This window comes from Lacimicrobium alkaliphilum (assembly GCF_002591895.1).
In the GTDB taxonomy this organism is placed as follows: Bacteria; Pseudomonadota; Gammaproteobacteria; order Enterobacterales; family Alteromonadaceae; genus Lacimicrobium; species Lacimicrobium alkaliphilum.
In genome coordinates, this window is sequence record NZ_NISX01000001.1 from 1 (window position 1) to 25,455 (window position 25,455).

The window sequence follows — 25,455 nt, forward strand, 5'->3', positions numbered from 1 at the left end:
CAGAAGCTGTCCTGAGCGAGGGATTTTTATGAAATCCTTCCCTGGATTTCACCACAGGCCATCCTTCGGATGTTCAAAATTTTTCCAGAAAATTTTGTCGGTTACCTTTGTGTCCTTACAAAGGTAACTGGCTCGAAGGGACGAGAGACATAAAAGACAGGGAGGTCGATGTCTCGTTTAACTCAACTCACAATCGTACTTATCCTTACGGTGTTAATCAGTCCTTTCAAATTTACTGATATTACACTTGGGTATCGATCACACTGCCTACTCTCTGGCCTGGATCAGGGGTCTGGGATGGGGTTTCCAGCCGAGCTACTTCTGCCTCCCCCTGACGTTGCTGCTGCTCTGTTCTCTGCGTTTCTTGTTGCTGAGCGGGTTGAGGTTGCACTGTCTGTACATTACTGCCAACCGCAGAACCGATTTCCATTATTGCTACCTCGCTTGCTTTTTCATCTGATTACTAATAGTAGACCACGTCACTGCAGTTTGTCTTTCATTGGCTAATTTCTTCATGTGAAAGATAGGGCATAAGTTGCTTCTGCATATAACGGGCAATAAAGGGCTGCGCTTCAACGCTGGGGTGTATGCGGTCTTTTTGCATCATTTTGTCATCTAAGGCGATATCTTTAAGAAAAAACGGGATCAATGGCACATCATGTTGTTCCGCCAGAGTCTGGTAGCTTTGCGTGAACATCTGATTATAACGCCGCCCAAAGTTAGTAGGAATTTGCATTTGTTGCAGTATCACATCGATATCACGTTTTTCAGCCATCGTGATCATGGCGCTGATATTGGCCTTTAACTTACTGACCGGGTAACCTCGCAGCCCATCATTGCCGCCAAGTTCAATCAGCATATGAGACGGTTGATGTTGATCAAGCAGGCGCGGCAGGCGGGCCAGCCCGCCGTCAGTGGTTTCTCCGCTTACGGCGGCATTGATAACGGTAATATCCTCAGGCTTTAAAGCATCTTGTAACAATGTTACCCAGCCTTGTTCTTGCTTCATGCCATAGGCAGCACTTAGGCTGTCACCGAGAATCAGTAGCCTGACCTGTTCTGCCTTAAGTTGATCTGAAAACAGCAGAAAGGGTATAAGGGTTAAGATAATCTTCAAAAATGAAAACACAATTAACGGGACTCCAAAAAGTATGATTCGTACCAGTGCGATCACCAAAATAGTGAATACCACCGAAGGCGAGCTACAGATCCTTCAGCCTATCAGCTTTGATGTCAACTCTGGTGAGTCAGTTGCCATTGTCGGTGCGTCCGGCTCAGGCAAATCTACTTTATTAGGTTTATTAGCCGGTTTGGATCAGGTGACTGAAGGAGAAATCTATCTGGACGAGGAACCTTTGCATCAGATGGATGAAGAGGCAAGGGCGCGGATGCGCGGCGAAAAGGTGGGCTTTATCTTTCAGAGTTTCATGTTGGTACAAAGCCTGACGGCACTGGAGAATGTGATGCTACCGGCCGAAATAAGTGGTCACCCCAAACCGCGTCAGGCGGCGCTGGAGGCCTTACAGCAAGTTGGGCTGGAACACCGTGCCCATCACTATCCTAACCAGCTCAGCGGCGGTGAGCAGCAGCGTGTTGCGATTGCCCGGGCTTTTATTACACGGCCCAAGATTTTGTTTGCTGATGAACCCACAGGTAATCTTGATGCCGCTAATGGTGACAAAATAGAAAAACTTCTGTTTGAACTTAATCACCAGTCCGGCACAACCTTAGTTTTGGTAACCCATGATACGGAATTAGCTTCACGTTGTGACCGACAATTGCATATGTATGCAGGTACTCTGACTGAAGATGACAGTGTACAACTGAATGCGGAGCAGCGTCATGTCAGCTAGTCCAAATAATGCTGCCTGGACCCTGTCGTGGCGCTTATTTCGCCATGAAGCCCGTCGTGGTGAACTGACGGTTATTCTGCTGGCCATTGTGCTATCTGTGGCGGCAGTGTTGTCGCTGTCTCTTTTTAGTGAACGTTTGCAATCCGCACTGACTGACAGAACGGCCGAGTTTCTTGCTGCAGACCGTTTGTTGGGTTCTGATAAGCCGGTACCGGATGAATGGCTGGACAAAGCGCGTGAACAGGGCCTCAATCTTGCTCAGCGGGTGCAGATGCGCTCTATGGTATTTGCCAACGATGAACTGATGCTGGCAGATGTACGGGCGGTAGATAATGCCTATCCGCTTAAAGGCACCATTAAACTTGCGGATGAACCCTTTGGTCTGGGCAAACCCGTGAACGGCTTACCGGGGGCTGGAGAGGTATGGCTGGACTCGCGCCTGTTTCAGGTACTGGGAATAGAAAAAGGTGACAAGGTTGAGATTGGCGAGCGCGAATTTCTGGTCAGTGCGGTTATCAGCGAGCTGCCTGACGGTGGTTTTAATGTGTTCGGCGGCGACCCTTTAGTATTAATGCCGTTGAAGGACCTTGCGGCTACAGGTATCAGCGGGCCGGGAAGTCGCACTGATTATGACTATATGTTCAGCGGTGAAGACGCTGCGCTGGATGCCTACTATGAATGGCTGGAGCCCAAACTGGATCGGGAGCTCCATTACTGGCGTTCGGTAAAGGATGATGACTCCCCTCTGGGGCGTTCTGTACGTCGTGCTGAACAGTATTTTCTGCTAGCCAGTCTGCTGGCCATAGTACTGGCTTCGGTGTCTATTGCTGTTGCTGCACAGCGCTACAGTCATCGCCACTACGACCCTGTGGCAATTATGAAAACCCTGGGCGCATCCGGTGCGATGGTACGAAAAATTTATCTGTTGCAGGTTATTTTTATCGCAACTCTGGGGATTGTGATTGGCAGCCTGCTGGGTTTTTCGGCTCAGTATGTGGTGGCGGAACTGATCGCAGAAAAAGTGCCTGTCGCACTGGATAACTGGCATTGGCGTCCGTTTTTCATTGCAATCTTTACAGGTGTAGTGTGTGCGATGCTGTTTTCGCTGTATCCGTTGATGAAGCTTTTTTCTGTGCCCCCTTTACGGGTATTGAGGCGCGATTTAGGCGCTAATGTAGGCTCCAGGATTATCCAGTTTATTGCCGCAGGAAGCGCTATTTTTGTGCTGATGTGGGCTTATAGCGGCGATCTGAAAATCAGTCTGATTCTGTTGGTTACCGGGCTGGTACTGGCTATGGCATTGATGGCTGTGACTATGGGGTTGATTTGGCTTGGCCGGAAACTCGGGCAGGGGCGTATGGGGGCATGGCAGCTCGCCTGGGCACGGATCCAGCGTCGGGCAATGGACAATTCAGTTCAGTTAATCAGCTTTGCCATCACTATCATGTTGTTACTGGTGGTATTGGTGATGCGCAATGACATGGTCAGGCAGTGGCAGGAACAGTTACCCAAAGGCACGCCAAATTATTTTATGATCAATATCACTGATCAGCAGCGCCCTGTTGTAGAGTCTCATTTCTCCGAACGCGGACTGGAAATGGACAAGTTCTATCCCGTTGTGCGGGGGCGCTTTGTGGCCATTAATGAAGAAACGATTCGCACTGACGTCACCAAAGAGGACGACGATTCAGGTCGCAGAGGGCTTGGCAGAGAAGCGAATCTGACCTGGAGTAGTACGCTTCAACAAGAGAATCGCGTGGTGGCCGGAAACTGGCATGGGGATACGCAAAGTAGTGACAAACCCTATCAGGTTTCAGTGGAGTCAAAAGTGGCAGAACGTCTGGAGATTAAACTGGGCGATGTGTTGCGCTTTAATATCGGTAGTGAAGTTGTGGAAGCTGAAGTGGGAAGCCTGCGGGAAGTCAATTGGCAAACCATGCAGCCAAATTTCTTCTTCGTGCTTGAGCCAGCCGCCATGCAGGCTTTCTCGCCAACCTATATTACCAGTTTCCATTTGCCTACTGAGCAAAAAGCGCAGCTTGGAGAGTTGATGTCGCCTTTTTCAACAGTCACCTTGTTTGATGTGGATGCGAGGATCAATCAGTTACGCAGTATTGTTTCTCAGGTGTCATTGGCAGTGGAGTTTATACTGGTTCTGGTATTGTGTGCCGGAGCTCTGGTATTGGTAGCACAGGTGCAATCCAGTATGGATGAACGTCAGCAGGAACTGGCCATACTACGTACCCTTGGCGCCAAAGGCATGATGATTCGTATGAGCGTGATCGCCGAGTTTGTCATTATCGGCATTGTTGCCGGCGGGATGGCGGCGATGGCCAATGAGCTGGCATTGTATTTGTTGCAAAGTCAGGTATTTAATATGCAGACAACGGTGCACTGGCAATATTGGCTGCTGGCACCGATAACCGGTGCTTTGGTGGTCGGGGTGCTTGGGGCAATAAGTTGCTGGAGGCTACTGTCTCTGAATACCAGCCAGTTGCTCAGGCGAATGGTGTAAAAAAGTTATCAGTTCTCAGCGGTCAGTTGACAGCAACTGGCCTGCTGAGCTGATACATATTGGGTGTGGATTCAGCGTAATTGCAAGCTTGCCAATGCTTCATCAAGGTGCTGATGCTGAAAGTGAAAGCCAGCTTCCTGTAATCTTTTTGGAATTACCCGTTGACCATAAAGTACAAGGTCAGACATTTCGCCAAACAGTATTTTAACCACAAAGGCGGGCATCGTGAACACACAAGGGCGGTGAAGGTCCTGCGCAAGGGCCTGGCTGAAATCCTTGTTGGTTACCGGGTTGGGGGCGACAAGGTTATAAGCACCCTGAGTGTCGGGTTGCTCGAGTAAAAACATGATGGCTGAAACCATATCACTGATATGGATCCAGGACATATACTGTTCACCGTTGCCCATGGGGCCACCCAGACCGAACTTGAATGGAGGCATCATTTTGACGAGTGCACCGCCCCTGCGGCTGAGCACAATACCGGTACGAAGCAGACAGACCCGGGTTGTATCTGATTGGGCCTGAAGAGCAATCTCTTCCCATTTTTTACATAAGCGGTGGCTGAATTCATCATGACAGGACGGGTGATACTCACTGATAAACTCATCATCCTGACGGCCGTAATAGCCAATTGCTGAACCACTGATAAAAACTTTTGGAGGGTTGTTTCCTGCCTGACAGAGATCTACCAGTTTTTGCGTGAGCTGCCATCGACTTTGACAAATGCGTTCCTTTTGTTCATCACTCCAGCGCTTATCGGCAATAGGCTCGCCAGCGAGATTAATGACCGCATCATATTCATCCAGGTTTGTCAGTGACTTGATAGATGACATCCAGCGGGCACGCCTCCCAAGGAGCATTTGTGCTTCTGCAAGGTTACGGGTCAGTACCGTAACCTGATGTCCTTCAGGAAGTCGGGACAGAAGCCGGGAGCCTATTAGTCCGGTGCCGCCCGTCATCAGGATTTTCATAAGACTCTCACTTTAATCACTGTTACCACAAGATAAGCACAGAGATACCGAATCAGCAAAGCGTAAAGCATGGGGTTTGTCCACTTCGGCCTGTGCATAAGTGACCCAAGGGTGCTCGGCAGCAATAGCCAGAATCTCAGATGTGAGCTTTTCAAGTAACGAGAAGCGATTGTGTTCCACCAGTTCGATAATACGTTTAGTGATCGTGCGATAATTCAATGCATCCTGCATATTATCCGAATTCGTTGCCTGCTCTGCACTGTAGCGAATCTTTACGTTGACGAGCACATCCTGTTTATTTTCTATCTCATCGGGTTTGATGCCGATATAGGTGCGTAAACGGAGGTTCTTGATACGGATTGTGGCCGGGTTTAGTGTCATTTCTGTTAATTTCCTCAATGCAGATATCAAAAATTAGGTGTATCTGTTAATTTTGCCATAAGCACAGATAGTTAACTTGTGAATAATGGATAAAAATAAGAGTTCAAGTCTTAAAGCGTTACTGACGATGGCGTCGCTTATCGTCATATTGGCCGGTATTAAAGCAGCCAGTGCCATTGTCGTTCCGTTCCTTTTATCGATGTTTATTGCCATCGCCTGTGCGCCGATTATCCGGCGCGCATCCTTGTATCACATACCTAAAGTTCTGTCTGTGATAATGGTAATACTGATTATTGTGGTATTTGGATTTATGCTGGCCGGGCTGGTTGGTCAGTCGATGAACGAATTTACTGAAAATCTACCCGGTTATAAAACCCAGCTGGGAAATGAGCTTGCCTGGCTGGCAGCCCAGTTATCCTCACTAAATATAGAAATCGACAGAACTCAGTTACTGTCTTATCTTGATCCGGGGCTTGCCATGAATATGGCCAGTAATCTCCTTACCAGTCTTGGTTCAGTGATGACCAACTTTTTCCTGATTCTGCTGACAGTCGTATTTATGCTGTTTGAGGCGGACACCATACCGAAAAAAGTGCATATTGCGCTGGCGAATCCGGACATAAAAATTAAACAGGTAGACAGGTTTCTGACATCCGTTAAAAACTATCTGGTGATAAAGACACTAATCAGTCTGGTAACCGGAACCATCGTGGGGGTGGTGCTTTACCTCCTGGGACTGGATCATTTTATGTTATGGGCGGTTCTGGCGTTTTTACTTAACTATATTCCTAATATCGGCTCTATTCTCGCTGCAGTGCCAGCGGTGTTGCTTGCATTTGTTCAGCTTGGCCCGGCAATGGCAGGGGTGGTGGCGTTGTTTTATATTGCACTGAATACGCTGATGGGTAATATGATTGAGCCTAAATTTATGGGACGGGGGCTGGGTTTGTCCACATTGGTAGTATTTCTGTCATTGATATTCTGGGGCTGGCTGTTAGGTACAGTTGGAATGCTGTTGTCGGTGCCCCTGACCATGATTGTGAAAATAGCCCTGGAGTCAACGCATGGTGGGAACTGGTTTGCGGTGTTACTCGGTGATGGCGGTGAAATCAGTACTAAAGCTGATCCTGAAAAGGTTACCTCCCAGGGATGAGTCGGCTATTTCCAGTTTGCCCTGATAGGCATTGACAAGATCTGTGACAATGGCCATACCAAGGCCCTGGCCGCCGGGATAACTGTCAAGCCGGGTACCGCGGTTGAGTATTTGCTGGCGTTGTTCAGGATGGATTCCGGGACCATCGTCTTCGATGGTTAACACCAGTGTGTTGTTGTTTTGCTGCAAGCTGACACGAACCTGTTGGTGTGCAGCCTTGCAGGCGTTATCAATCAGGTTGCCAAAAAGCTCCATTAAATCGGTTTTGTCGGCAGCCAGTTCAGCTTGCGCGTCATCCAGCAGTGTAATATCAAGCTTTTTATCGGCGTAAACCTTTTTCATCGCACTGATAATCTGATGCAGTAAGCCCGATAAGGCAACTTTCTGCTGCCAACCACTGCCGGCCCCGGCTACTGCCCGCTTTAACTGACGACTGATAATGCTGTCGATCTGTTCAACGGGCTCGTTGGCAATTTGCATTACCCGATCATTGCCTTTTAACATCGCCAGTGGCGTTTTCAGGTTGTGAGCCAGATCGCCGAGACTATTGTAATAGCGTTGACGTTGTTGCAGTTCGGAATCCAGCAGGTGGTTGAGGCTTGTTTTCAGGTGTTCCAGCTCCGGTGGGAAGGTTCCGGCAAGACGGTGACATTTGCCTTTTTCCACATCACTGATCTGGCTTACCAGTTGGCTGATGGGCCTCAGAGCCGCATACAGGCTGAACACCAATAAGGCGATTAGCAACAAAGAAATCAGCCCGAGCCATTGCCACAAGGTTGCCCGGTAGGCGCTGACCTCCTGGTCAAACAGCCGCCGCTCCTGCAGAATATGAAAGCTAACAGGAAACATAAAACCCCGATCCTCAAACTCGGCGGTGTAGCTGAACTGAAAAAACGTTATCCCGTCGATTAGCCTGGAGACAAACATCTCTTCACCCACATCAGGCCGGTCCAACTCGGGGATCTGACGCCAGTTAAGGGTGGAGTCTGACTCCCAGATGGGCAGTTTGTGCATGGAAATCAGCGCATAGGTACCTGAGTCGGGGATATTCAAACTATTGTTAAACAGCTGCTCAGGCATCTGGATCTCGCCCTGTATCACCTCAAATTCAGAGATTAGACCCAGGTTCTGCAATCTCAATTGCTCCTCCATGGACTGACTGAGGCTATTGCTGAAGGCCTGCTCTAATACCAATGCCGCAAGGGGAAAAAAGATTGCCAGCACCAGTATGGCAGCCGCCAGACTGCGGCCTTTCAGCGACCACCTGGTCATAGCTGCCGATTAATCCGGTATCCCCGCCCACGCAAGGTTTCGATAGGTTTGATTTGATTGTCCGGATCGAGTTTCTTACGTAAACGGCCCACAAAAACTTCAATCACATTACTATCCAGATCAAAATCCTGATCATAGATATGCTCAGTCAGCTGGGTTTTGGAAACAATCTTATTGGGGTTCATCAACAGATACTCCAGCACCCGATACTCATAGGCTGTGAGCTCCACCGGCTTGTCATTGACAAACACTTCTTCTGAGAGCGTGTCGAGTTTTATCGGCCCTCTTTCCAGTGCCGGATTAGGCTGGCCTGCGGCCCTGCGAATCAGGGCCTTCGCCCGAGCCAGCAGCTCTTCGTTGTAGAAGGGTTTAGTGAGATAGTCATCGGCACCGGCCTCAAGACCCTCGACCTTCTCCTGCCATCGGTCTCTTGCGGTAAGTATGAGTATAGGGCTGATGATTTTCTGCTGACGTACGCGCCGGATTAGCTCGAGGCCGTCCAGTACCGGTAAGCCGATATCGATAATAGCCAGGTCGTAAGGGTACTCTTTAAACAAATATAGAGCCTTCTCTCCATCATCAGCCAGATCCACGCTGTAGCCATTGTGTTGCATTAACTGATCTAACTGTGTGAGCAGACGACTATCGTCTTCTACTATCAAAATACGCATAGCGAACCCTATCCTTATCTGGCGGTCCTGTACTAATGACCGTTTTTCTTCTTATCGTTACTCTTGACGCGACCGGATTTCGTATCCACATCCACAGACACCACACGGCCAGATTTTTTCAGCATTTTGACTCTGTAATTGTCTTTTTTACGATCGACTTTCAATACACGCCCATTGACTTGTTGGCGAGCCTTCTGTGCCGCTTTGGCCTTATTCATCTGCTCCTGACCCTGTTCCTGCGCCACGATTGGGGTCACCAGGCATATACAGAAAATCAGAGACAGTAGTCTGAGTGTTTTCATCATGTCCTCATTAAAAAACCGAAGGTAATTAGTCTACCGCCAAAGCTTACTTCATCAAACAGATAAACCAGAAACCCGTTACAGAATAACGGAGCTGGATGAATTGGGGCTGAATTTGAGAGGTAAAATAAAAAAAGGGGCGTGAAAGCCCCTTTGCTCTGCCATCAGTATTTTCAGGCTAGCGGATTTTCGCAAGTGGCATAAACGCTGAATCTTTTATTGTAAGTATAAAGATGTACTGACAGGGACAGACCACCTAACTCTTGCCACAACTGTTCATTGTCGGCTTTAGGGCAGACAGACTGGCGCAGGTAGTTGCGCTGATACTCTGGATCCATGTCGAGTTTGCCGGGGATCTGGATATAAGCATCTATTCCGCCTTTGACTGCAGTAGCCCCCTGATAATACCAGTCACCCATCATAAACGTGGTTTTAAATGATTGATTGACCCTTTTCAGGGCCAGTTCAGGAATGTTGTCTGAGGCAGGTGCCCGGGCAGCGATTTCAGCCACAGAGAAACCTTGCATGCAGGCTGTCAGGCCAATGGACATAAGAATGGCAGAAACCACCATTATCAGACTTTTTACCGGGTAAAATTGTTTTATGTTCATTGGCCACCTCAGATATATTGCTTACATGAGAGATATCGGCGCAGAAAAAAAAAACTTGAGTAGAACTCATATCCGCTAGAATGGTCTGAAAAATACGCGAAGGCTGTTGCGGCTATCTATGCATAAATTTTTGAGTTTTTTACTGATGGCGAAAGTGAAATTGCTGTCTCATCTTTTTTACCGTGGCAGAGTTAACTGGCTTAGCAAAGAAAAAGAAGAAGCATTAAAGGATGTGCGGCTACTGGTATTTCTGAATCACACCAGTTTGTTTGAGCCCTTGTTTATCCGTTTTGCCCCCTGGCGATTTGTCTGCCAATTAGCCCATAAAGTGGTTGTTCCCGGTGCTGATATTACGCTTAAACGCCCAATGACAGGCAGAATACTCAAAGTGCTGCTTCCCGGATGCATTCCTATTACCCGACAACAGGACGAATCATGGCAGCATTTTCTTTCTCATGTGCAAGAGGATGTCATCACGGCCATATTGCCGGAGGGCAGGATGAAACGCAGTAATGGCCTGGATAGTCAGGGTAACCCTATGAGTGTACGCGGTGGTGTGGCCGATATCTTAGTCCGGCTTAGAGAAGGCAAAATGTTGTTTGTTTATAGCGGCGGGTTACATCACGTTCAGGTTCCGGGGCAACGTTTCCCCAGGGTTTTTAAGACCCTGAGCGTAAATATGGAAATATTAGATATTGCAGACTATAAAGCCGCACTGGAACAACAAGGGGAGGGCAGTTTTAAGGCAAGGGTGGTTAAGGATATGAACCACCGCCTGCAACACTGTGTGCCTGAGTAGGTGAAGCGATCAGCTTTCAGTCGTCAGTCTTCAGTGATAAACCTGCTCGTTGATTTTAGTGTAATAAAGCATGTAACCACAGAGACACGGAGGGCACAGAGAAGTAAAGGGGATTAAGACGTTCAATCCTCTGTGTTCTCCGCGCCTCTGTGGTAAAAATTTCTTTATTTAACACTCGATAATATTCACTGCCAGACCACCACGGGCCGTTTCTTTGTATTTCGATTTCATATCGTTGCCGGTGTCCCACATGGTTTTAATCACCTTATCCAGTGACACTTTGTGCTCGCCGGAGCCGCGCAGAGCAAGACGGGCTGCATTGATGGCTTTAATTGCCCCCATAGCATTGCGCTCGATACAGGGCACCTGTACCAGACCGCCGACGGGGTCACAGGTCAGACCCAGATTGTGTTCCATACCGATCTCGGCGGCATTTTCCACAGCATTCACACTGCCGCCCATAATCTCTGCTAACGCTCCTGCTGCCATGGAGCAGGCTACGCCCACTTCGCCCTGGCAGCCCACTTCAGCACCGGATATGGAGGCATTCTTTTTGTACAGAATACCGATGGCAGCGGCCGTTAGCAGAAAGCGCACCGCGGTGTCTTCATCCACGGGACGTACAAATTTATCGAAATAACACAGTACTGCAGGAATAATCCCCGCTGCGCCATTAGTCGGCGCTGTTACCACTCTGCTACCCGCGGCATTTTCTTCATTTACGGCCAGGGCAAACAGGTTCACCCAGTCCATGGCCGCCATAGGGTCGGCACTTTTCTCACTTTGTAGCTTACGGTACAGATCCGGCGCCCGGCGTCTGACCTTCAGCCCACCCGGCAGAATACCCTCGGTCTGTTTACCTTTTTCGATACATGCATCCATGACTTTCCAGATATGCCAGAGCTTGGCCCGGATATCTTTCTCCGGCTGAAAAACCTGCTCATTTTTAATCATCAAGGAGCTGACACGCATGCCGCTTTCCTTACAATGCCCTAATAACTCCGATGCTGTCTCAAATGGATAGGGTACAGGCCTTTCTGAGTGTTTAAGTGCGGTAGCTTTTTCATCTTCAAAGTCTTCTTCTTTGATAATGAAGCCGCCACCGATGGAGTAGTAGGTCTGACTGAACAACACCTCGTCACCTTGCCTGGCATAAAAGCTCAAACCATTGGAATGTAGCTTCAGGGTCTTGCGGCGATGAAAAACAATGGCACCCTCACGGGGGAATTTTATTAGTTTCTCTCCGCCCAGATTTAGTTTCTGGCTTTGCTCTATGTCACTGAGCATTTGCTCAACCTGGTCTACATCTACGGTTTCCGGATCGTGGCCAAGCAGCCCAAGAATTACGGCTTTACCGGTACCATGGCCTTTACCGGTTTGCCCGAGTGACCCGCATAGCTCCACCTTAACCCTGTCTGTCTGTCCGAACAGATCCCGGGTTTTGAGTTCCTGAATAAAGGCTTTGGCAGCACGCATCGGGCCCACCGTATGTGAGCTGGACGGGCCGATGCCGATGCTGAACATGTCGAATACACTGATCATAGGGTTCTCTTAATGTTTTTCTATAACTTATAGGATGGCGAATTGTGCAGTAACTGACAAACAGACAAAAGTAATCGTACAGATTAGATTAGTTAATGGAGTGTAAAGAAATGTGTGATCTGTGTTGGTTAGGGGTGAGGTGTCAGGAGTGAGGACGATCCGCCCCCTCACTCTTCTCACCTCACTCCTCACTCACCCAGATGATTAGAAAGATTACGCACAAAAGCGGCTGTAGCGCCCCATATATGTTGTTGCTGCCAGTGTATAAAGTAGATTGGATGCTGGCCATCTTTGCGTCTTGCATAGTGAACCAGGTGATTTTTTTTGTTCATCAGATAACTCAGGGGCACCTCAAAGATGGATGCTACTTCATTATGATCCCGTTTCAGGTCAAGTGGGGGGTCGATAATACCAATATATGGGGTGACCTCGAAGCCACTTATCGTGCGATAACGCCCCAGCTGGCCGATGATTTCCACCTGATCATGGCTGATTCCAATTTCTTCTTCGGTCTCTCTTAAGGCTGCCTTTAAAAGGCTATCATCATGAATTTCCATACGTCCGCCGGGAAAACTGACCTGTCCGCCGTGATGGCGTAAGTGACTGGCCCTGCGGGTAAATAGCATTGTCATTGGCTCTCTGTTGATCAACGGCATCAGTACCGCAGCGGGGTAGCCGGGTTTGCTGAGCGGGTAATCCGGCTCGTAGCTAACCTGTCTGACATTATAAAACTGACGTAAAAACTGTGTTTTGTTCATCACCTGATGAGTCTATTTTTTTCCTGAATAGTCGGGTTTCTCACCCGATAAAACCGGTAAAATTTTATTCACTTTATGCAAGGTTTCCTGATATTCCATTTCTGGATCTGAGTCCAGCACAATGCCTCCTCCGGCCCAACAGTAGAGTTGCTGATTTTCACACAACAGGGTACGGATACAGATACTGGTATCCATACGACCATCGGCTGACAGATACCCAATGCTACCACAGTAAACACTGCGTCGGTGGGGCTCAAGCTCTTCGATAATTTCCATGGCGCGAATCTTCGGGGCACCGGTTATCGAACCACCAGGAAAGGCTCCCCGAAGCAAATCCAGAGGGCTTGAATCCTCTTTAAGACGTCCTTCCACTGTCGATACCAGATGGTGAACTGCAGGAAAACTCTCTATGGCAAAAAGTTGAGGAACCTTCACCGACCCACTTTGACAATGCTTGCTCATATCGTTGCGCAGCAGGTCGACGATCATCAGGTTTTCAGCGCGGTCTTTGTCTGAACCTGCCAGTGCTTTTGCCAGGGCCTGGTCTTCGCTCTTATCAAGGCTGCGTGGCCGGGTACCTTTAATCGGCTTGGTTTGCACTTCTTTATCCTGAACCGACAACAACCGTTCCGGTGAAATGCTCATTACGCAGCTGTTTTCTAACCGGATAAAGGCAGAGAAGGGCGCCTGATTGGCCTCCCGTAGTTTCTGATAGGCCTGCCATTCATCACCTTTGTAAGCCGCTGTAAAACGCTGCGCCAGATTAACCTGATAACAATCACCGGCAAGCAGGTATTTATGAATGCGCGACAGTTTCTGTTGGTATTCGTCTTGAGTCATGTTCGACTGCCAGGAAGACGTCAGACGAAAATCCATGGTTTGGGCCGCCGCTTTACTTGCCAACTGATTCAGCTTATCGGGATCCGGAGCCGGATAGTCAGGATGGCTGAGCAACCAGCTTTCACCTGTCTTGCATGATTTGGCCACAGCCCAGCTGTAGATCCCCACGGCCATATCCGGCGCATCAATATCTGCTTTGGCTGTTACCGGTAAGGACTCAAAACGCCGGCCTAAATCATAGGCAAAATACCCGGCGGCACCGCAACTAAAGGGAAAGTCGCTAACAGTGGCCTGCTCCGGCTGTGGAAAATATTCCGCGATAAGTTGCTCAATCAATTGCAGTGGATCGTTTTCACTGCTGGTAAATTGACCATTGCGATGCACTTCGCTGGTGTCACCTTTGGTGACTACCCAGGCCAGGGGCTCGGCCAGCATCAGGTCAAACTCACCGTTGACGTGTGTGGTGCCGGCAGAGTCCAGCAGCATGGCCCAGGGCTGGTCACTGTAGTGACTGAAAAGCCGGGGCAGATCCAGCTGTGGATTAAGGGGAGTTTTATTCACGTTACTACCTGAAAATGACAATGAAGCGTGGGTCAGAGCGTTTCTGAACCTGCATACTTTGATGTATGATACGCCAACCAAATATACACACAACAAAGACCAGTCAATTCAACGAGGCAGAGCATGACACAGATCCGTCAGCAGGATTTTATCGACAGCATCGAAGATGCATTGCAGTTTATCTCCTATTATCACCCTCTTGATTATGTCAAAGCCGTCGAACAGGCTTATGAAAAAGAGCAGAGCCAGGCCGCCAAAGATGCCATGGCACAGATTCTGATTAATTCGCGTATGTCAGCCGAGGGCAAAAGGCCTTTGTGTCAGGACACCGGCATTGTTACCTGTTTTGTGAAAATAGGTATGCAGGTCAGCTGGGATAAAACCGATATGACGGTACAGCAAATGGTGGATGAGGGCACCCGCAGGGCATATCTGAACCCCGATAATCCTTTGCGCGCCTCAATTGTAGCCGACCCTGCCGGTGCCCGGAAAAACACCAAAGATAATACCCCGGCGGTGGTGCATATCGATATGGTACCCGGCGATAAAATTGAAGTGATGATCGCCGCCAAGGGCGGCGGCAGTGAAAACAAATCCAAGATGGTAATGCTCAACCCCTCTGATGATATCGCCGAGTGGGTGGTAAAAACCCTGCCTACCATGGGTGCGGGTTGGTGCCCGCCGGGCATGCTGGGTATCGGCATAGGTGGTACTGCAGAAAAAGCCGCAGTACTGGCCAAAGAAAGCCTGATGGATCCGGTGGATATTCAGGAACTGATGGCACGTGGGGCCGAGACCACAGAAGAAAAATTACGCCTGGATATTTTTAAGAAGGTTAACGATCTGGGTATTGGTGCCCAGGGCTTAGGCGGGCTCACTACTGTGGTAGATGTGAAAATCAAATCCCTGCCCACCCATGCCGCTTCCAAGCCGGTAGCCATGATCCCCAATTGTGCGGCTACCCGCCATGCCCATTTTACTCTTGATGGCAGTGGCCCGTCTGAACTCAAAGCACCTAAGCTGGAAGACTGGCCCAAAGTAACCTGGGAAGTGGGCGAGAATACACGCAGAGTAAATCTGGATACGGTCACTAAAGAAGATATTCTCGACTGGAAAGTGGGTGAAACCGTGTTGTTGTCAGGCAAGATGCTCACTGGCCGTGATGCGGCCCATAAACGCATTCAGACCATGCTGGATAATGGCGAAGGTTTGCCTGAAGGTGTGGATCTGACTAATCGCTTTATCTATTACGTGGGCCCTGTTGATGCGGTAGGCGATGAAGTGGTTGGCCCGGCTGGCCCGACTACTGCCACAAGGATGGATAAATTTACCGATATGATGCTGGAAAAAACCGGTCTTATCGGCATGATCGGTAAAGCCGAGCGGGGCCCGGCTACAGTTGACAGCATTGCTAAGCACAAGGCCGTGTACCTGATGGCAGTGGGGGGGGCGGCGTATCTGGTTTCCAAGGCAATCAAGAAGTCCCGTGTTGTAGCTTTTGAAGAGCTGGGTATGGAAGCGATTTACGAATTTGAAGTGGAAGATATGCCGGTTACCGTAGCCGTAGACAGTACTGGTGCCAATGCTCACCAGACCGGCCCGGCCATCTGGAAAGCGAAAATTGAAGAGCTGGAAGCTGAGTTAAGCCGCTAAGGATGCTGATGAACTCTGAACTGGAATTATTACACCTGGCACTGGCTGCAGGCGGCCTGGCTGTTGGCGGGCTGGCCAGTGCCTGGATTGTGAGCAGTAGAGCGCAGGCTAAAACACAGGCATTACAGACCGAACTGGACAGGCTGAATCAGCAACATCAGCAGGATCAACATAGCCTGCACCAGGCTTACGACAGTATCAATGAGGTGAAACAGAGGCTGGATGATACCCATCAGCAGCAACTGCAATTGCAAAATGAACTGGGCCAGTACCGCCAGCAGGCACAGCGTATTCCAGAGTTAGAGCAGCACTCCCGCCAGTGGCAGGATAAGTGGCAACAGGCCAGTGATGAGCTGGGCAGGCTGCGCACTGAACTGGAATCGCAAAGGGCCCGTTTTGAACAGGAGCAGAAGGCCGCAGAAGACAAACTGCAACTGCTAAAAGATGCCGAGCAAAGCCTGAAACAGCAGTTCGAGAATCTGGCCAATAAAATTTTTCAGCAAAAGACAGAAAATTTCACCAGCGCCAGCAAGCAAAGTCTGGACAGTCTGCTTACACCCTTAAAAGACCAGATTGAAGGCTTTAAAAAGCAGGTGACGGATCAGTATGTGAAAGAAGGCCAGGAACGTGCCTCGCTGAAAACCGAGATCTTAAGCCTTAAGCAACTGAATATTCAGATCACCGAGGAAGCCGCCGCCCTGACCAAAGCCCTTAAAGGCGACAACAAGCAGCAGGGCAACTGGGGTGAGGTGGTGCTGGAGCGCATCCTGAGTGAATCGGGGCTGCGAGAAGGTCACGAATATGACACTCAGGGCCAGTACAAAGATGAGCAGGGTAAGGCCTATAAGCCCGATGTGATTGTGCACCTGCCCGGTGACAAGGACGTGATTATCGATGCCAAGATGTCACTGGCGGCCTACGAGCGTTATTTTAATGAGCAGGATGATGAGGCCCGCGCCCGCCATTTAAACGAGCATATCAGTTCGCTGCGCAATCATATCAAAGGGCTGGGTAATAAGGATTATCAGAACCTGCGGGGGGTGAAAACCCTCGATTATGTGCTGATGTTTGTGCCAGTGGAAGCGGCATTTTTGCTGGCCATTGATAATGCCCCGGACCTTATCAAGCTGGCACTGGACAATAATATTATGCTGGTCAGCCCCACAAACCTGCTAGTGGCGCTGCGTACTATCAATAATATCTGGCAATACGAGTATCAGAATCAGAACGCCAAAGTGATAGCTGACAAAGCGGCGCGCCTGTACGACAAATTTGTCGGCTTTGTGGAAGATCTCGAAGGCCTGGGCAACAGCCTGCAAACGGTACAAAAGAAGTATGATGGCGCGATGAATAAACTAAGCGAAGGGCGCGGTAATCTGGTACGCCGGGTGGAAGAGTTTAAGAGTCTTGGCGTGCAAAGCAGCAAAAAACTCAGTGCTAAGATGCTGGAGAGCCAGTCACCAGAAGAGGAAGACTGACTGGTATCGGCGGGAGATTTCGGCTATGCCTGAGATATGAACTCACAACAGCTATATCTTCTTGGCGCAGATTTATTGCTTGGCCTGCATCTGGCCTTTGTGCTTTTTGTGGTAGGGGGCCTGTTACTGATTTTTATCGGCAAGTGGCGGGGCTGGGACTGGGTCAGAAACCGGCGCTTTCGCTTTGCTCATCTTCTGGCCATTGGCTTTGTGGTGGTGCAGGCCTGGCTTGGCAGAATCTGCCCGCTGACCCAGTGGGAGATGATGCTGCGCGAACAGGCCGGGCAGGTCACTTACAGCGGTGCTTTTATTGCCCACTGGATGTCGGAGTTTTTGTATTATCAGGCCCCGGCCTGGGTGTTTGTACTTATCTACTCCCTTTTTGGTCTGTTGGTATTACTGAGTTGGTACCTGGTGCGACCCAAAAAACCATAGCCTGCCTGTAACCACTTGATTATAGTGGTGGTTGTTTTGTACCAACTGCATGTGGGAAGGGGTATGAAAGTCAGCAAAATTATGACCACTAATGTGGTAACAGTTGGTCTGGATGATAACCTTGGCAAGGTCTACCAGATTTTTGAAAAACACCGTTTCCATCATGTATTGGTGGTTAGCGGCAAAACTCTGCTTGGCATTATTTCTGATCGCGATCTGCTTAAACACTTAAGCCCGAGAATCGGCACCCCCATGGCCAATCAGCATGATCAGGCCGCCTTTAGGCGCAAAGTCTCCCAGATTATGAGCCGGGAGCTTATCGTGATCCTGGAGAATGAATCGGTGCTTCAGGCAGTACGTTTGTTTAACCGCCACCGTATTTCCTGCCTGCCGGTGGTCAATGCAGAGCGTCAGTGGGTGGGGATCTTAAGCTGGCGGGATGTGTTTCGTCAGATCGAAAAAGTAAAAGGTTCACCAACCCTGTTGATACCTGAAAAGCCAGCTAAACAGCAGGAAGTGCAACTGGCCGACCCGGATAAGATCTGAAGCATGGGCCGATGCCAATGCTGGCGCCCTTTGCCAGCCCTTCGTTTTTATTGCCAGTGCAGTATTTTAACGATACGGTTATAGACGATTTCCGATAAGCTCCAGGTGTACCCATCGAAATCAGTTGTATTCACAAACTGAATCACAACCGTGTCAATGTCCTGGTGGTACTTTGCAATACTCTGATATCCGGGAATCAAACCTGTATGGTCGTAAACGTAAATGGAGGAATAAATTTCCTGTTCCCCTTCTTTAAACAATGAGCCATCGTTCAGCGCCCGCAAGAATATGCCCAGATCCTCTGCTGTGGCGATCATTGAGCCATAATCGGCGGTCTTTATATCCTCTTCTATTCCAACATAGTAACCGCCCATCACATCGTCGATATTCACCTCATGGATCGAGCCGTAGGTATTATGTAGTCCGAGCGGGAGCAAAACTTCTTTGCGGATATATTGGTCTTTGCTGTAACCCAGTACCTTTTCGATAATCTCAGATATGAGTAAATAATTGGTATTGGAGTAGGCATAATCCTCTCCTGGTGCAAAGTCTGCGGGTAAATCCAGTACCCGTGCAAGGGCTTCTTTGCTGCTTTTGGGCGGATTTGTCCAGAAATTTGGCGTGTCTGTTAAATTGGGAATGCCGCTTCGATGCTGCAGCATCATGCTTAAGGTTATTTGGTCTGCATGTTCAATTCTTCCCACTAACTCCGGAAAGTAATCAGCGAGGGTCTTTTGCAAAGATAAATGTTCGTCACTTACCAGTTTAGCGACAGCAACAGCATCGTATAACTTGCTGATACTGGCAATCTTAAACAAGGCCTGATGGTTTGCAGGGATTTTATTCTAGCGATCATGCCAGCCAGCCGCATAAAACTCAGGCGGCTCGCCTGCTTTATCTACATAAACAATCATTCCATCAAACCCATGGTTCAGGGCGTCGTCTACCTGCTCCTGAACAGTACCTGGCAGTGGTAATATCCAGGCCTTAATCAAAACCCATGGTACGAAAAACATGGAGGCCAGGGTGGCAACAAGCAACACTATTCTGAGTATTCGTTTGCGCTTTGTCATTTTGTTTACCTTGCCGGGCTACTACTGGTTTTTTCTTCAGGCATTTGCGAGCGTTTTGCTGCGGTTTGGCCAACTAACAAATGCAATTTTCCAGACAAATCGGACACGCGACTGCCTGAGAATACTGTGGGGTACGAATTACTCGGATTTCCTTTTTGGTAGATAACTTGACTGTCTATCGTGGTTTTCTCTGTCTCGTTGACTGAGGATTAATACTGTCAGTTTTTCAGGGGCATGGTGAACTGTTTAATGTATCACCATTGATGCAGGATACTGGCCGCGAAGAATCAGCTCTTACTGCCCCTTGAGCCGACTATTACCCCTCAGCTTGGCGGCAATGCGCGGTGCAAGGGCTGTTGCCGCGAGAACAACAGGCCAGATGTTGCCACTCTTAAATGTATAGGCTTCGAGTAACTCGGGCCACAATTTGCCCTGCCAGATCCCAAACGAAAACTCAAAAACAAGTGTGAGTGCAAGCCAGCCCAATCCAACGACCCAGAGATGGAGGGTACGGCTAATTTGTAGCCAAGGAAGTGACAAGTACGCCACGCCAATGATCAAGGTTGAAAGCAGCAACCCACTCAGCACCAGTGCGGCTGGAGTTCCGATCCCCGGTATAAGTAAAGACTCGCGCAGTATTCCATTGGCAACAGCAATAACAAGAATGCTGGCCCAAATCACCAATGCCTTTAAAGTGACTACCGTAAGCATAGATTGTTCCTAAGCACGAGTATCCGATTGCATTCTGTGGGTTTACTATGCCCCAGCCCTGGGAGCAGTGCAATTTTTGGTGCATAAAAGATCAGGCTTTTCAGTGACTCAGCGTTATTCTGGCTGTCTGCACCGGCACTAAATAAGCCCAAGACTCAGCGCTATTTTGCCAAGCTGCGCTATTCGCTGTAGGCTGATTGTGTGCTTTTTTTATTAAGGATTACACCATGAATGCTCTGAAAACTGCTCTGCTGGTTCCCTTTTGTTTTTCTGTGCTTACCCTGCCGGTTAATGCCGATGCGACTGCTGACAACGCACTACGGGATAAGATACAGCAGGACTTACCGCTGTTGATGGAGACCTACAAACATCTGCATCAGTATCCCGAACTAAGCGGTGATGAAGAGCAGAGTGCGGCGATGCTGGCAGAAAAGGCCCGTGAGCTGGGCTTTGAGGTGACCGATAACGTGGGTGGTCATGGTGTGGTGGCGGTGATGAAAAACGGCCTTGGCCCGGTGGTGATGATCCGTGCCGATATGGATGCCTTGCCCGTTGAGGAGAAAACCGGCTTGCCCTATGCCTCAGAAGTGGTTGCCACCACAGAAGATGGTATCGAAAGCCCGGTAATGCACGCCTGTGGCCATGATACCCATATGGCCGGCTGGCTGGGTACAGCCCGTACGCTGGTGGATCAGAAAAAGAACTGGTCAGGCACCCTGGTGATGATCCTGCAGCCCTCTGAGGAGCGCGGTCGGGGTGCCAAAGATATGCTTAATGATGGTTTGTATGAGCGTTTCCCCAAACCTGATTATGTACTGGCATTTCATAACTCCGCCTCATTGCCTGCCGGTGTGATTGGCTACACCCCGGGTTATACCCTGGCCAATGTGGACAGTGTGGATATTATTGTTAAAGGCGTTGGCGGCCACGGTGCTTACCCCCATGCCACCAAAGATCCTATTGTATTGGGCAGCCGCATCGTCGGGGCATTACAGACTCTGGTCAGCCGGGAGCTGGATCCCCAGGACCCTGCAGTGGTAACAGTCGGCAGTTTCCAGTCAGGCTCAAAACACAATATTATTTCCGATGAAGCCAGGTTATTGCTGACCGTGCGTAGTTATTCCGATGAAACCCGCCAGACCCTGCTCGATGGCATTGCCCGTATCGCCAAAGGGGAGGCGATTGCTGCAGGAATACCTGAAGAGTTGATGCCAGAGGTGAATATCAAAGATGAATATACGCCCTCTACCTACAACAGCCCGGAGTTTACCCGCAAAATGGCCGAGCGCTTTACCGCCAGATTCGGCGGTGACAGAGTGGTACAGGCCCCGCCGGTGATGGCAGGTGAAGACTTTGGCCGTTATTATCGCGCTGATACCAGCATTAACAGCATGATTATCTGGGTGGGTGGTGTGCCAGCGGATAAATGGCAACAGGCTCAGGAGCAGGGCACCAAGTTGCCTTCATTGCATAGCCCGTTGTGGGCACCACAGGCAGAAAAAGTGATTGCCACCGCCGCTGAAGCCTTAACTGCAACGGCTATGGATATTATGCAAGGCGAATAAGTTTGTTATGGGCCATGATCTAAAGCCAGGTTGTGGCGTAAAATCATAATAACGCTAATCCCCGGTAAAGGCGCTTTATGCTGAGATTAATCTTCCCTGTGCTCCTGTTCAGCTTATTGCTGGTCGGCTGTACCGTTCAGCCTGAAGGCCGTGTCAGTGAAGTGGTGGCCAGGGCTGGGGAGGTTTATCAGAACCCGCATATAGAAGATCCGGAAAAAACCGTTTTTGCCTTTGCCTGGACCAAGTACTTTGGTGATGTGCCCTTTGCCGATCAGCAAAGTGAGGCACACCGCATAGTAATAGCCGATACCCTTGAGGACCTGACTCAGGCTCCTGAGAAACCCAGAGTCACCTGGCTGGGTCATTCCACCTTTTTAATCAGTTACAAAGGCATCAACCTGCTGACCGATCCGATCTTTTCTGAGCGGGCTTCACCACTGAGCTTCGCCGGGCCGAAACGTCTTGCGCCTATGCCTTACAGGCTGGAAGATCTACCTGATATTCATCATGTGCTGATTTCCCATAATCATTATGATCATCTGGATGAATATACGGTAACGGCCTTACCGGATACGGTGCAGTATCATGTTCCGCTGGGCGTCGATAACTGGTTTAAGCAACTGGATAAGCGCAATTATCAGACTCACAGTTATGACTGGTGGCAACAGCGTGAGACAGGCGAGCTGCGTATTACCGCAACCCCTTCGCAGCACTGGTCCGCCCGTAGCCTGTTTGATCGCCGCCATACATTATGGGCAAGCTGGGTGGTGGAAATTGACGGCTTTAAATTCTGGTTTGGCGGCGATACCGGCTATAACGCGGTGGATTTTAAGCAAATCGGTGAACAGTATGGCCCCTTTGATCTGGCGCTGATCCCCATCGGTGCCTATTCGCCGAGGGATTTTATGCGTGAGTACCATGTGAATCCGGAAGAAGCGGTGAAGGTGCATCAGGAATTAGGCAGCCGCAAGAGTATCGGTATGCACTGGTCTACTTTTCAGCTTAGTGCCGAGCCCTTATTTGAACCGGCCCGGCGACTGCAACAAGCCGCCGCTGAGGCAGGGCTCAGCGACGACTTTATTACTCTTCAAATTGGACAGAGCCTTCATCTGGCAAAGCCACAACCCTGAGTATTCAGAAACGGTAATCCAGTTTCGCCCAGGCAGTGCGCCCCGGCTCACTGATGCGATCATCGGCGACAAAGCCGGGAACAGATGCCGCCGTTTTGCTCAGGTACTCCTGATAGGTTTTATCCAGCAAATTGTCGATGCCGAGACTCAGTAACCATTTGTCTGAAGGGCGATACAGCGCATTAACAGACAACACCCCAAAGCCAGCGGAAGCGGAACTGTCCAGTCCTGCTATGGTACCCTGACCGGCGGCAAAACGGGACTGCTGATCAACTAATCGCCACAAGCCTGACAGATGCCAGTTTTGTAGCTGATAAGCGGCGCTGATCCGAAACTCCAGCGGCGGTTGTTGGGCCAGTGGCAGATTATCACTGTCATTGGTGCCGCGGCTCACAGCCAGTGAGGTTTCCAGGGTGAGCTTCTCTGTCAGGCTCAGCTCTGCCGATACCTCGCCGCCCCAGGTGTGGGCATCAATGTTTCTGACCTGCTCCGGTAGCATGGCCTGTTGTTTTTCCAGCAGAATAAAATCTGTTACATCCGACAGGTAGGCAGACACCGATACCCGGGTAAAATCAGTTTGATAGAGCCAGCCTATATCCAGCTGATGGGTTACTTCCGGTGACGTAAAAAAGGCTGACGGACTGTCTTCGCCACTTCTGGCGTTACCCAGTAATTCCCAGTAATCCGGAAAACGGGCGGCGCGGCCTGCACCCAGATACCAGGTATGTTGATTGTGAGTCTGTTCAATACGCACAAAGCCGCTTGTCAGGGTATCCTGGCGACGTTCACCAAAGCTGGGGTTGTCGATGCTTAGCTGCTGATTTTTACGCAGCATTGTGCGTTGATCCTGAGCTTCCCAGCGATCTGCCCGCAAGCCGCCAAACAGACTCAGATTGGCTAAAATCGCGTAGTCTATCTCGGCGTATATACCCCACTGATCGAAGCGGCCATCTTCGACTCTGAGCATATCCTGCCAGGGCATCATTAACTGGTTCATGCTCATACGGTTTCGATGCACGTTCTGGCTGTTATCCAGCCCCAGGCGTACCTGCCAGTTTATCGCCGGTTCCAGATCGAGCTGGATTTTACCACCTCGTGTATAGCGATCCGGATTCATGGCCGCCGGAAACGGCATCATGGCATTTGGGGTAAAGTTTCTGAGGCTGAAATTGTCCATCAAATGGTCAATATGATTGAAGTATAACTGCCCCTCAATGCGGGATAGCCAGTCATTTAAGTCATCCTGTCTGGCTTTGATACTGATATGGCGGCGATCAAACATGCTGCCGTCCATGGCCCGATCTGCATAGGCACTTTCGCCGTCACTCCGGCCCAGGCTCAGCATTAACAGCGTGTCGGGCCCCGGTGTCCAGGCCAGTTCAGCGGCAGCGCTCCAGCGGTCATATGCGCTGTTGACAGGGTTGCCGTTGCCATCCTGATAATTACTGGCGCTGGCGTTACTGAGGCTCATACGCAGGTAACCGTTCTGATTGCCGGAGGTGAGGTCGGCATTGAGTTCTTTGCGGTTAAATTCCGCCAGAGTCATGCTGATATCACCCTGAACTCCGGCTTCTGAAAGCTGATATTGGTCTTTTTCAAATAAAACCGTGGCATTGGCCGGCAGATTGAGCACGGATTGCGGGCCTTTGATCACCCGGATACGATCAAAGCTCTGTGGCGAGATATAGGCCGTAGGCGGGTCCATCCGACTGCTACATCCACCAAGCAGCATATTGCCGTCGGTAATGATGTTCAGACGCGAGGCGGCCATGCCCCTGAATACAGGGTCGCCACTGGCCCCGCCCTTGCGAACGATACTGAATCCGGCGATGGTTTTCAGATAGTCGGCGCCATCATGGGCGGGCAGCGGTTGGCGGGGTTTCTTAGGATCCGTCACAATCTGATTAGGTGACGCCATCACTTCCCCCATAACCAGTACTTTTTCAATTTGTTGCAAAGGGGAGCCTGGCTGCTGTTGTTGTGCCGATGCGCCCGGGCTCAGGGCCATAGCAGATAACACCACACACAGAGCAGGTGAGCGGCAAGGTAAAACCGTGTTTTTATTCATTGTAATAACTTCAGGCTGGCCGGATTAAAGACTAACCCGGCTGGTTAAACTCGGGCCTGATGCAGCAGTGTGATCAGGCCATTATTGGAAAAGCCTGAATATAAAAGGCGGTGCGCGGGACAGCGCTTTGTTGTATCTGTCATTTAGGGGGGCACTGGAAAAGAGACTGAATGCCGCAAGCGTTATTTTCTGCGAAGGGATGAGCGCAGCGTTGCCGGCCATAATGGTGCTGTTGTCGAGCAACAATCCGGCGCTACATTTTACCTGTTGCAGGGGCTCAGGGAGTTGTTCCGGCGGGTCGACAAAAACAAACTGGCCCCGGCTCAGAGATGCGGCCATATCCACCCATTTCATATCCCGCCCGGTACAAATCAGTACCTTGTCGTCGCCGGCATACGTCTGAGCGGCTGAAAGGGTGCGGGATGCCGATAGCGGCGCTACTGTCAGGTTAAACAGCAGTAACAACAGCGCCAGTAACGCAATAGGCTGATTCTTAAAGCCTGAAGGCAAAATCTTATCCGTAGATTGAACTTCGTTTTATTCTAAAGTAAGCCGGTTCGATAATTC

General features: G+C 49.8%; 24 protein-coding genes and 1 pseudogene. 10 read left to right on the plus strand and 15 right to left on the minus strand.

The genetic code is table 11. The annotated features are described in order from the left end of the window. Window positions 1-241: 241 nt before the first annotated feature. Window positions 242-430, minus strand: a complete 189-nt coding sequence (locus CDA54_RS00005) for a hypothetical protein (protein WP_099032953.1) — start codon at window positions 428-430, stop codon at window positions 242-244. Between the two features lie 66 nt (window positions 431-496). After that, window positions 497-1,132, minus strand: a complete 636-nt coding sequence (locus CDA54_RS00010; RefSeq protein ID WP_373286069.1) for an arylesterase — start codon at window positions 1,130-1,132, stop codon at window positions 497-499. Window positions 1,133-1,151: 19 nt separating this feature from the next. Here CDA54_RS00010 and CDA54_RS00015 point away from each other — a divergent pair, with 19 nt between their 5' ends. Beyond that, the gene (locus CDA54_RS00015) at window positions 1,152-1,853 is read left to right on the plus strand and encodes an ABC transporter ATP-binding protein (RefSeq protein ID WP_099032954.1); all 702 of its coding nucleotides are present in this window, start codon (window positions 1,152-1,154) and stop codon (window positions 1,851-1,853) included. Beyond that, on the plus strand, window positions 1,843-4,368 hold the full coding sequence (locus tag CDA54_RS00020) for an ABC transporter permease (RefSeq protein WP_099032955.1): 2,526 nt from the start codon (window positions 1,843-1,845) through the stop codon (window positions 4,366-4,368). The genes CDA54_RS00015 and CDA54_RS00020 overlap by 11 nt, the downstream gene beginning before the upstream one ends. A 71-nt stretch (window positions 4,369-4,439) precedes the next feature. Here CDA54_RS00020 and CDA54_RS00025 read toward each other — a convergent pair whose 3' ends face one another. Both CDA54_RS00025 and folX read right to left on the minus strand, forming a co-directional pair. Further along, a complete protein-coding gene (locus CDA54_RS00025; RefSeq protein WP_099032956.1) occupies window positions 4,440-5,339 on the minus strand; it encodes a TIGR01777 family oxidoreductase in 900 nt (299 codons plus the stop codon). Between the two features lie 12 nt (window positions 5,340-5,351). After that, entirely contained in the window at window positions 5,352-5,720 is a 369-nt protein-coding gene (gene folX, locus CDA54_RS00030) for a dihydroneopterin triphosphate 2'-epimerase (RefSeq protein ID WP_099032957.1), read from the minus strand. Window positions 5,721-5,805: 85 nt separating this feature from the next. Between folX and CDA54_RS00035 the strand changes: the two genes are divergently transcribed. Next, a complete protein-coding gene (locus CDA54_RS00035; protein WP_099032958.1) occupies window positions 5,806-6,873 on the plus strand; it encodes an AI-2E family transporter in 1,068 nt (355 codons plus the stop codon). Here CDA54_RS00035 and CDA54_RS00040 read toward each other — a convergent pair. The 4 genes from CDA54_RS00040 to CDA54_RS00055 all read right to left on the minus strand — a co-directional run bounded on the left by CDA54_RS00040 (window position 6,808) and on the right by CDA54_RS00055 (window position 9,729). Continuing rightward, window positions 6,808-8,145, minus strand: a complete 1,338-nt coding sequence (locus CDA54_RS00040) for an ATP-binding protein (protein WP_099032959.1) — start codon at window positions 8,143-8,145, stop codon at window positions 6,808-6,810. The genes CDA54_RS00035 and CDA54_RS00040 overlap by 66 nt on opposite strands. After that, window positions 8,142-8,816 carry a response regulator transcription factor gene (locus CDA54_RS00045; RefSeq protein ID WP_099032960.1) on the minus strand — a complete coding sequence of 225 codons (675 nt, stop codon included), beginning with the start codon at window positions 8,814-8,816 and terminating at the stop codon, window positions 8,142-8,144. Before CDA54_RS00045 ends, CDA54_RS00040 begins: the two co-directional genes overlap by 4 nt. A gap of 32 nt (window positions 8,817-8,848) precedes the next feature. Continuing rightward, window positions 8,849-9,118, minus strand: coding sequence for a PepSY domain-containing protein (locus CDA54_RS00050; protein WP_373286067.1), 270 nt, complete (start codon window positions 9,116-9,118; stop codon window positions 8,849-8,851). Window positions 9,119-9,291: 173 nt separating this feature from the next. Next, on the minus strand, window positions 9,292-9,729 hold the full coding sequence (locus CDA54_RS00055) for a hypothetical protein (RefSeq protein WP_099032962.1): 438 nt from the start codon (window positions 9,727-9,729) through the stop codon (window positions 9,292-9,294). A gap of 118 nt (window positions 9,730-9,847) precedes the next feature. Between CDA54_RS00055 and CDA54_RS00060 the strand changes: the two genes are divergently transcribed. Then, entirely contained in the window at window positions 9,848-10,528 is a 681-nt protein-coding gene (locus tag CDA54_RS00060; protein WP_099032963.1) for a 1-acyl-sn-glycerol-3-phosphate acyltransferase, read from the plus strand. A 168-nt stretch (window positions 10,529-10,696) separates the two neighbouring features. Here the strand turns inward: CDA54_RS00060 and CDA54_RS00065 are convergent, their stop codons facing one another. The 3 genes from CDA54_RS00065 to pabB all read right to left on the minus strand — a co-directional run bounded on the left by CDA54_RS00065 (window position 10,697) and on the right by pabB (window position 14,229). Next, window positions 10,697-12,070, minus strand: a complete 1,374-nt coding sequence (locus CDA54_RS00065) for an L-serine ammonia-lyase (RefSeq protein ID WP_099032964.1) — start codon at window positions 12,068-12,070, stop codon at window positions 10,697-10,699. Window positions 12,071-12,258: 188 nt separating this feature from the next. Then, complete coding sequence (locus CDA54_RS00070) at window positions 12,259-12,828, minus strand: CoA pyrophosphatase (protein WP_099032965.1); 570 nt, start codon at window positions 12,826-12,828, stop codon at window positions 12,259-12,261. A gap of 12 nt (window positions 12,829-12,840) precedes the next feature. Next, the gene (pabB, locus tag CDA54_RS00075; RefSeq protein WP_268235289.1) at window positions 12,841-14,229 is read right to left on the minus strand and encodes an aminodeoxychorismate synthase component I; all 1,389 of its coding nucleotides are present in this window, start codon (window positions 14,227-14,229) and stop codon (window positions 12,841-12,843) included. Window positions 14,230-14,352: 123 nt separating this feature from the next. Here pabB and CDA54_RS00080 point away from each other — a divergent pair, with 123 nt between their 5' ends. The 4 genes from CDA54_RS00080 to CDA54_RS00095 all read left to right on the plus strand — a co-directional run bounded on the left by CDA54_RS00080 (window position 14,353) and on the right by CDA54_RS00095 (window position 18,341). Continuing rightward, window positions 14,353-15,882: a fumarate hydratase gene (locus CDA54_RS00080; protein ID WP_099032966.1), complete on the plus strand. Its 1,530-nt coding sequence runs from the start codon at window positions 14,353-14,355 to the stop codon at window positions 15,880-15,882. Between the two features lie 8 nt (window positions 15,883-15,890). Next, entirely contained in the window at window positions 15,891-17,360 is a 1,470-nt protein-coding gene (gene rmuC, locus CDA54_RS00085) for a DNA recombination protein RmuC (protein ID WP_373286066.1), read from the plus strand. A gap of 36 nt (window positions 17,361-17,396) precedes the next feature. Continuing rightward, window positions 17,397-17,795 carry a DUF2784 domain-containing protein gene (locus tag CDA54_RS00090; protein ID WP_099032968.1) on the plus strand — a complete coding sequence of 133 codons (399 nt, stop codon included), beginning with the start codon at window positions 17,397-17,399 and terminating at the stop codon, window positions 17,793-17,795. A gap of 63 nt (window positions 17,796-17,858) precedes the next feature. Beyond that, window positions 17,859-18,341 carry a CBS domain-containing protein gene (locus CDA54_RS00095; RefSeq protein ID WP_099032969.1) on the plus strand — a complete coding sequence of 161 codons (483 nt, stop codon included), beginning with the start codon at window positions 17,859-17,861 and terminating at the stop codon, window positions 18,339-18,341. Between the two features lie 47 nt (window positions 18,342-18,388). Here CDA54_RS00095 and CDA54_RS00100 read toward each other — a convergent pair. Next, window positions 18,389-19,414: pseudogene (locus CDA54_RS00100) on the minus strand (serine hydrolase domain-containing protein). Between the two features lie 294 nt (window positions 19,415-19,708). Next, entirely contained in the window at window positions 19,709-20,125 is a 417-nt protein-coding gene (locus CDA54_RS00105) for a hypothetical protein (protein WP_099032970.1), read from the minus strand. 227 nt (window positions 20,126-20,352) lie between these two features. Here CDA54_RS00105 and CDA54_RS00110 point away from each other — a divergent pair, with 227 nt between their 5' ends. Together CDA54_RS00110 and CDA54_RS00115 are read left to right on the plus strand one after the other, a co-directional pair. Next, on the plus strand, window positions 20,353-21,690 hold the full coding sequence (locus tag CDA54_RS00110) for an amidohydrolase (protein ID WP_099032971.1): 1,338 nt from the start codon (window positions 20,353-20,355) through the stop codon (window positions 21,688-21,690). Window positions 21,691-21,767: 77 nt separating this feature from the next. Then, window positions 21,768-22,820, plus strand: a complete 1,053-nt coding sequence (locus CDA54_RS00115) for an MBL fold metallo-hydrolase (protein ID WP_099032972.1) — start codon at window positions 21,768-21,770, stop codon at window positions 22,818-22,820. A gap of 4 nt (window positions 22,821-22,824) precedes the next feature. Here the strand turns inward: CDA54_RS00115 and CDA54_RS00120 are convergent, their stop codons facing one another. Further along, window positions 22,825-24,888 carry a TonB-dependent copper receptor gene (locus CDA54_RS00120; protein ID WP_099032973.1) on the minus strand — a complete coding sequence of 688 codons (2,064 nt, stop codon included), beginning with the start codon at window positions 24,886-24,888 and terminating at the stop codon, window positions 22,825-22,827. Between the two features lie 81 nt (window positions 24,889-24,969). After that, window positions 24,970-25,398 (minus strand): hypothetical protein, encoded by a 429-nt coding sequence (locus CDA54_RS00125; protein WP_099032974.1) that lies wholly within the window; start codon window positions 25,396-25,398, stop codon window positions 24,970-24,972. Window positions 25,399-25,455: the final 57 nt, after the last annotated feature.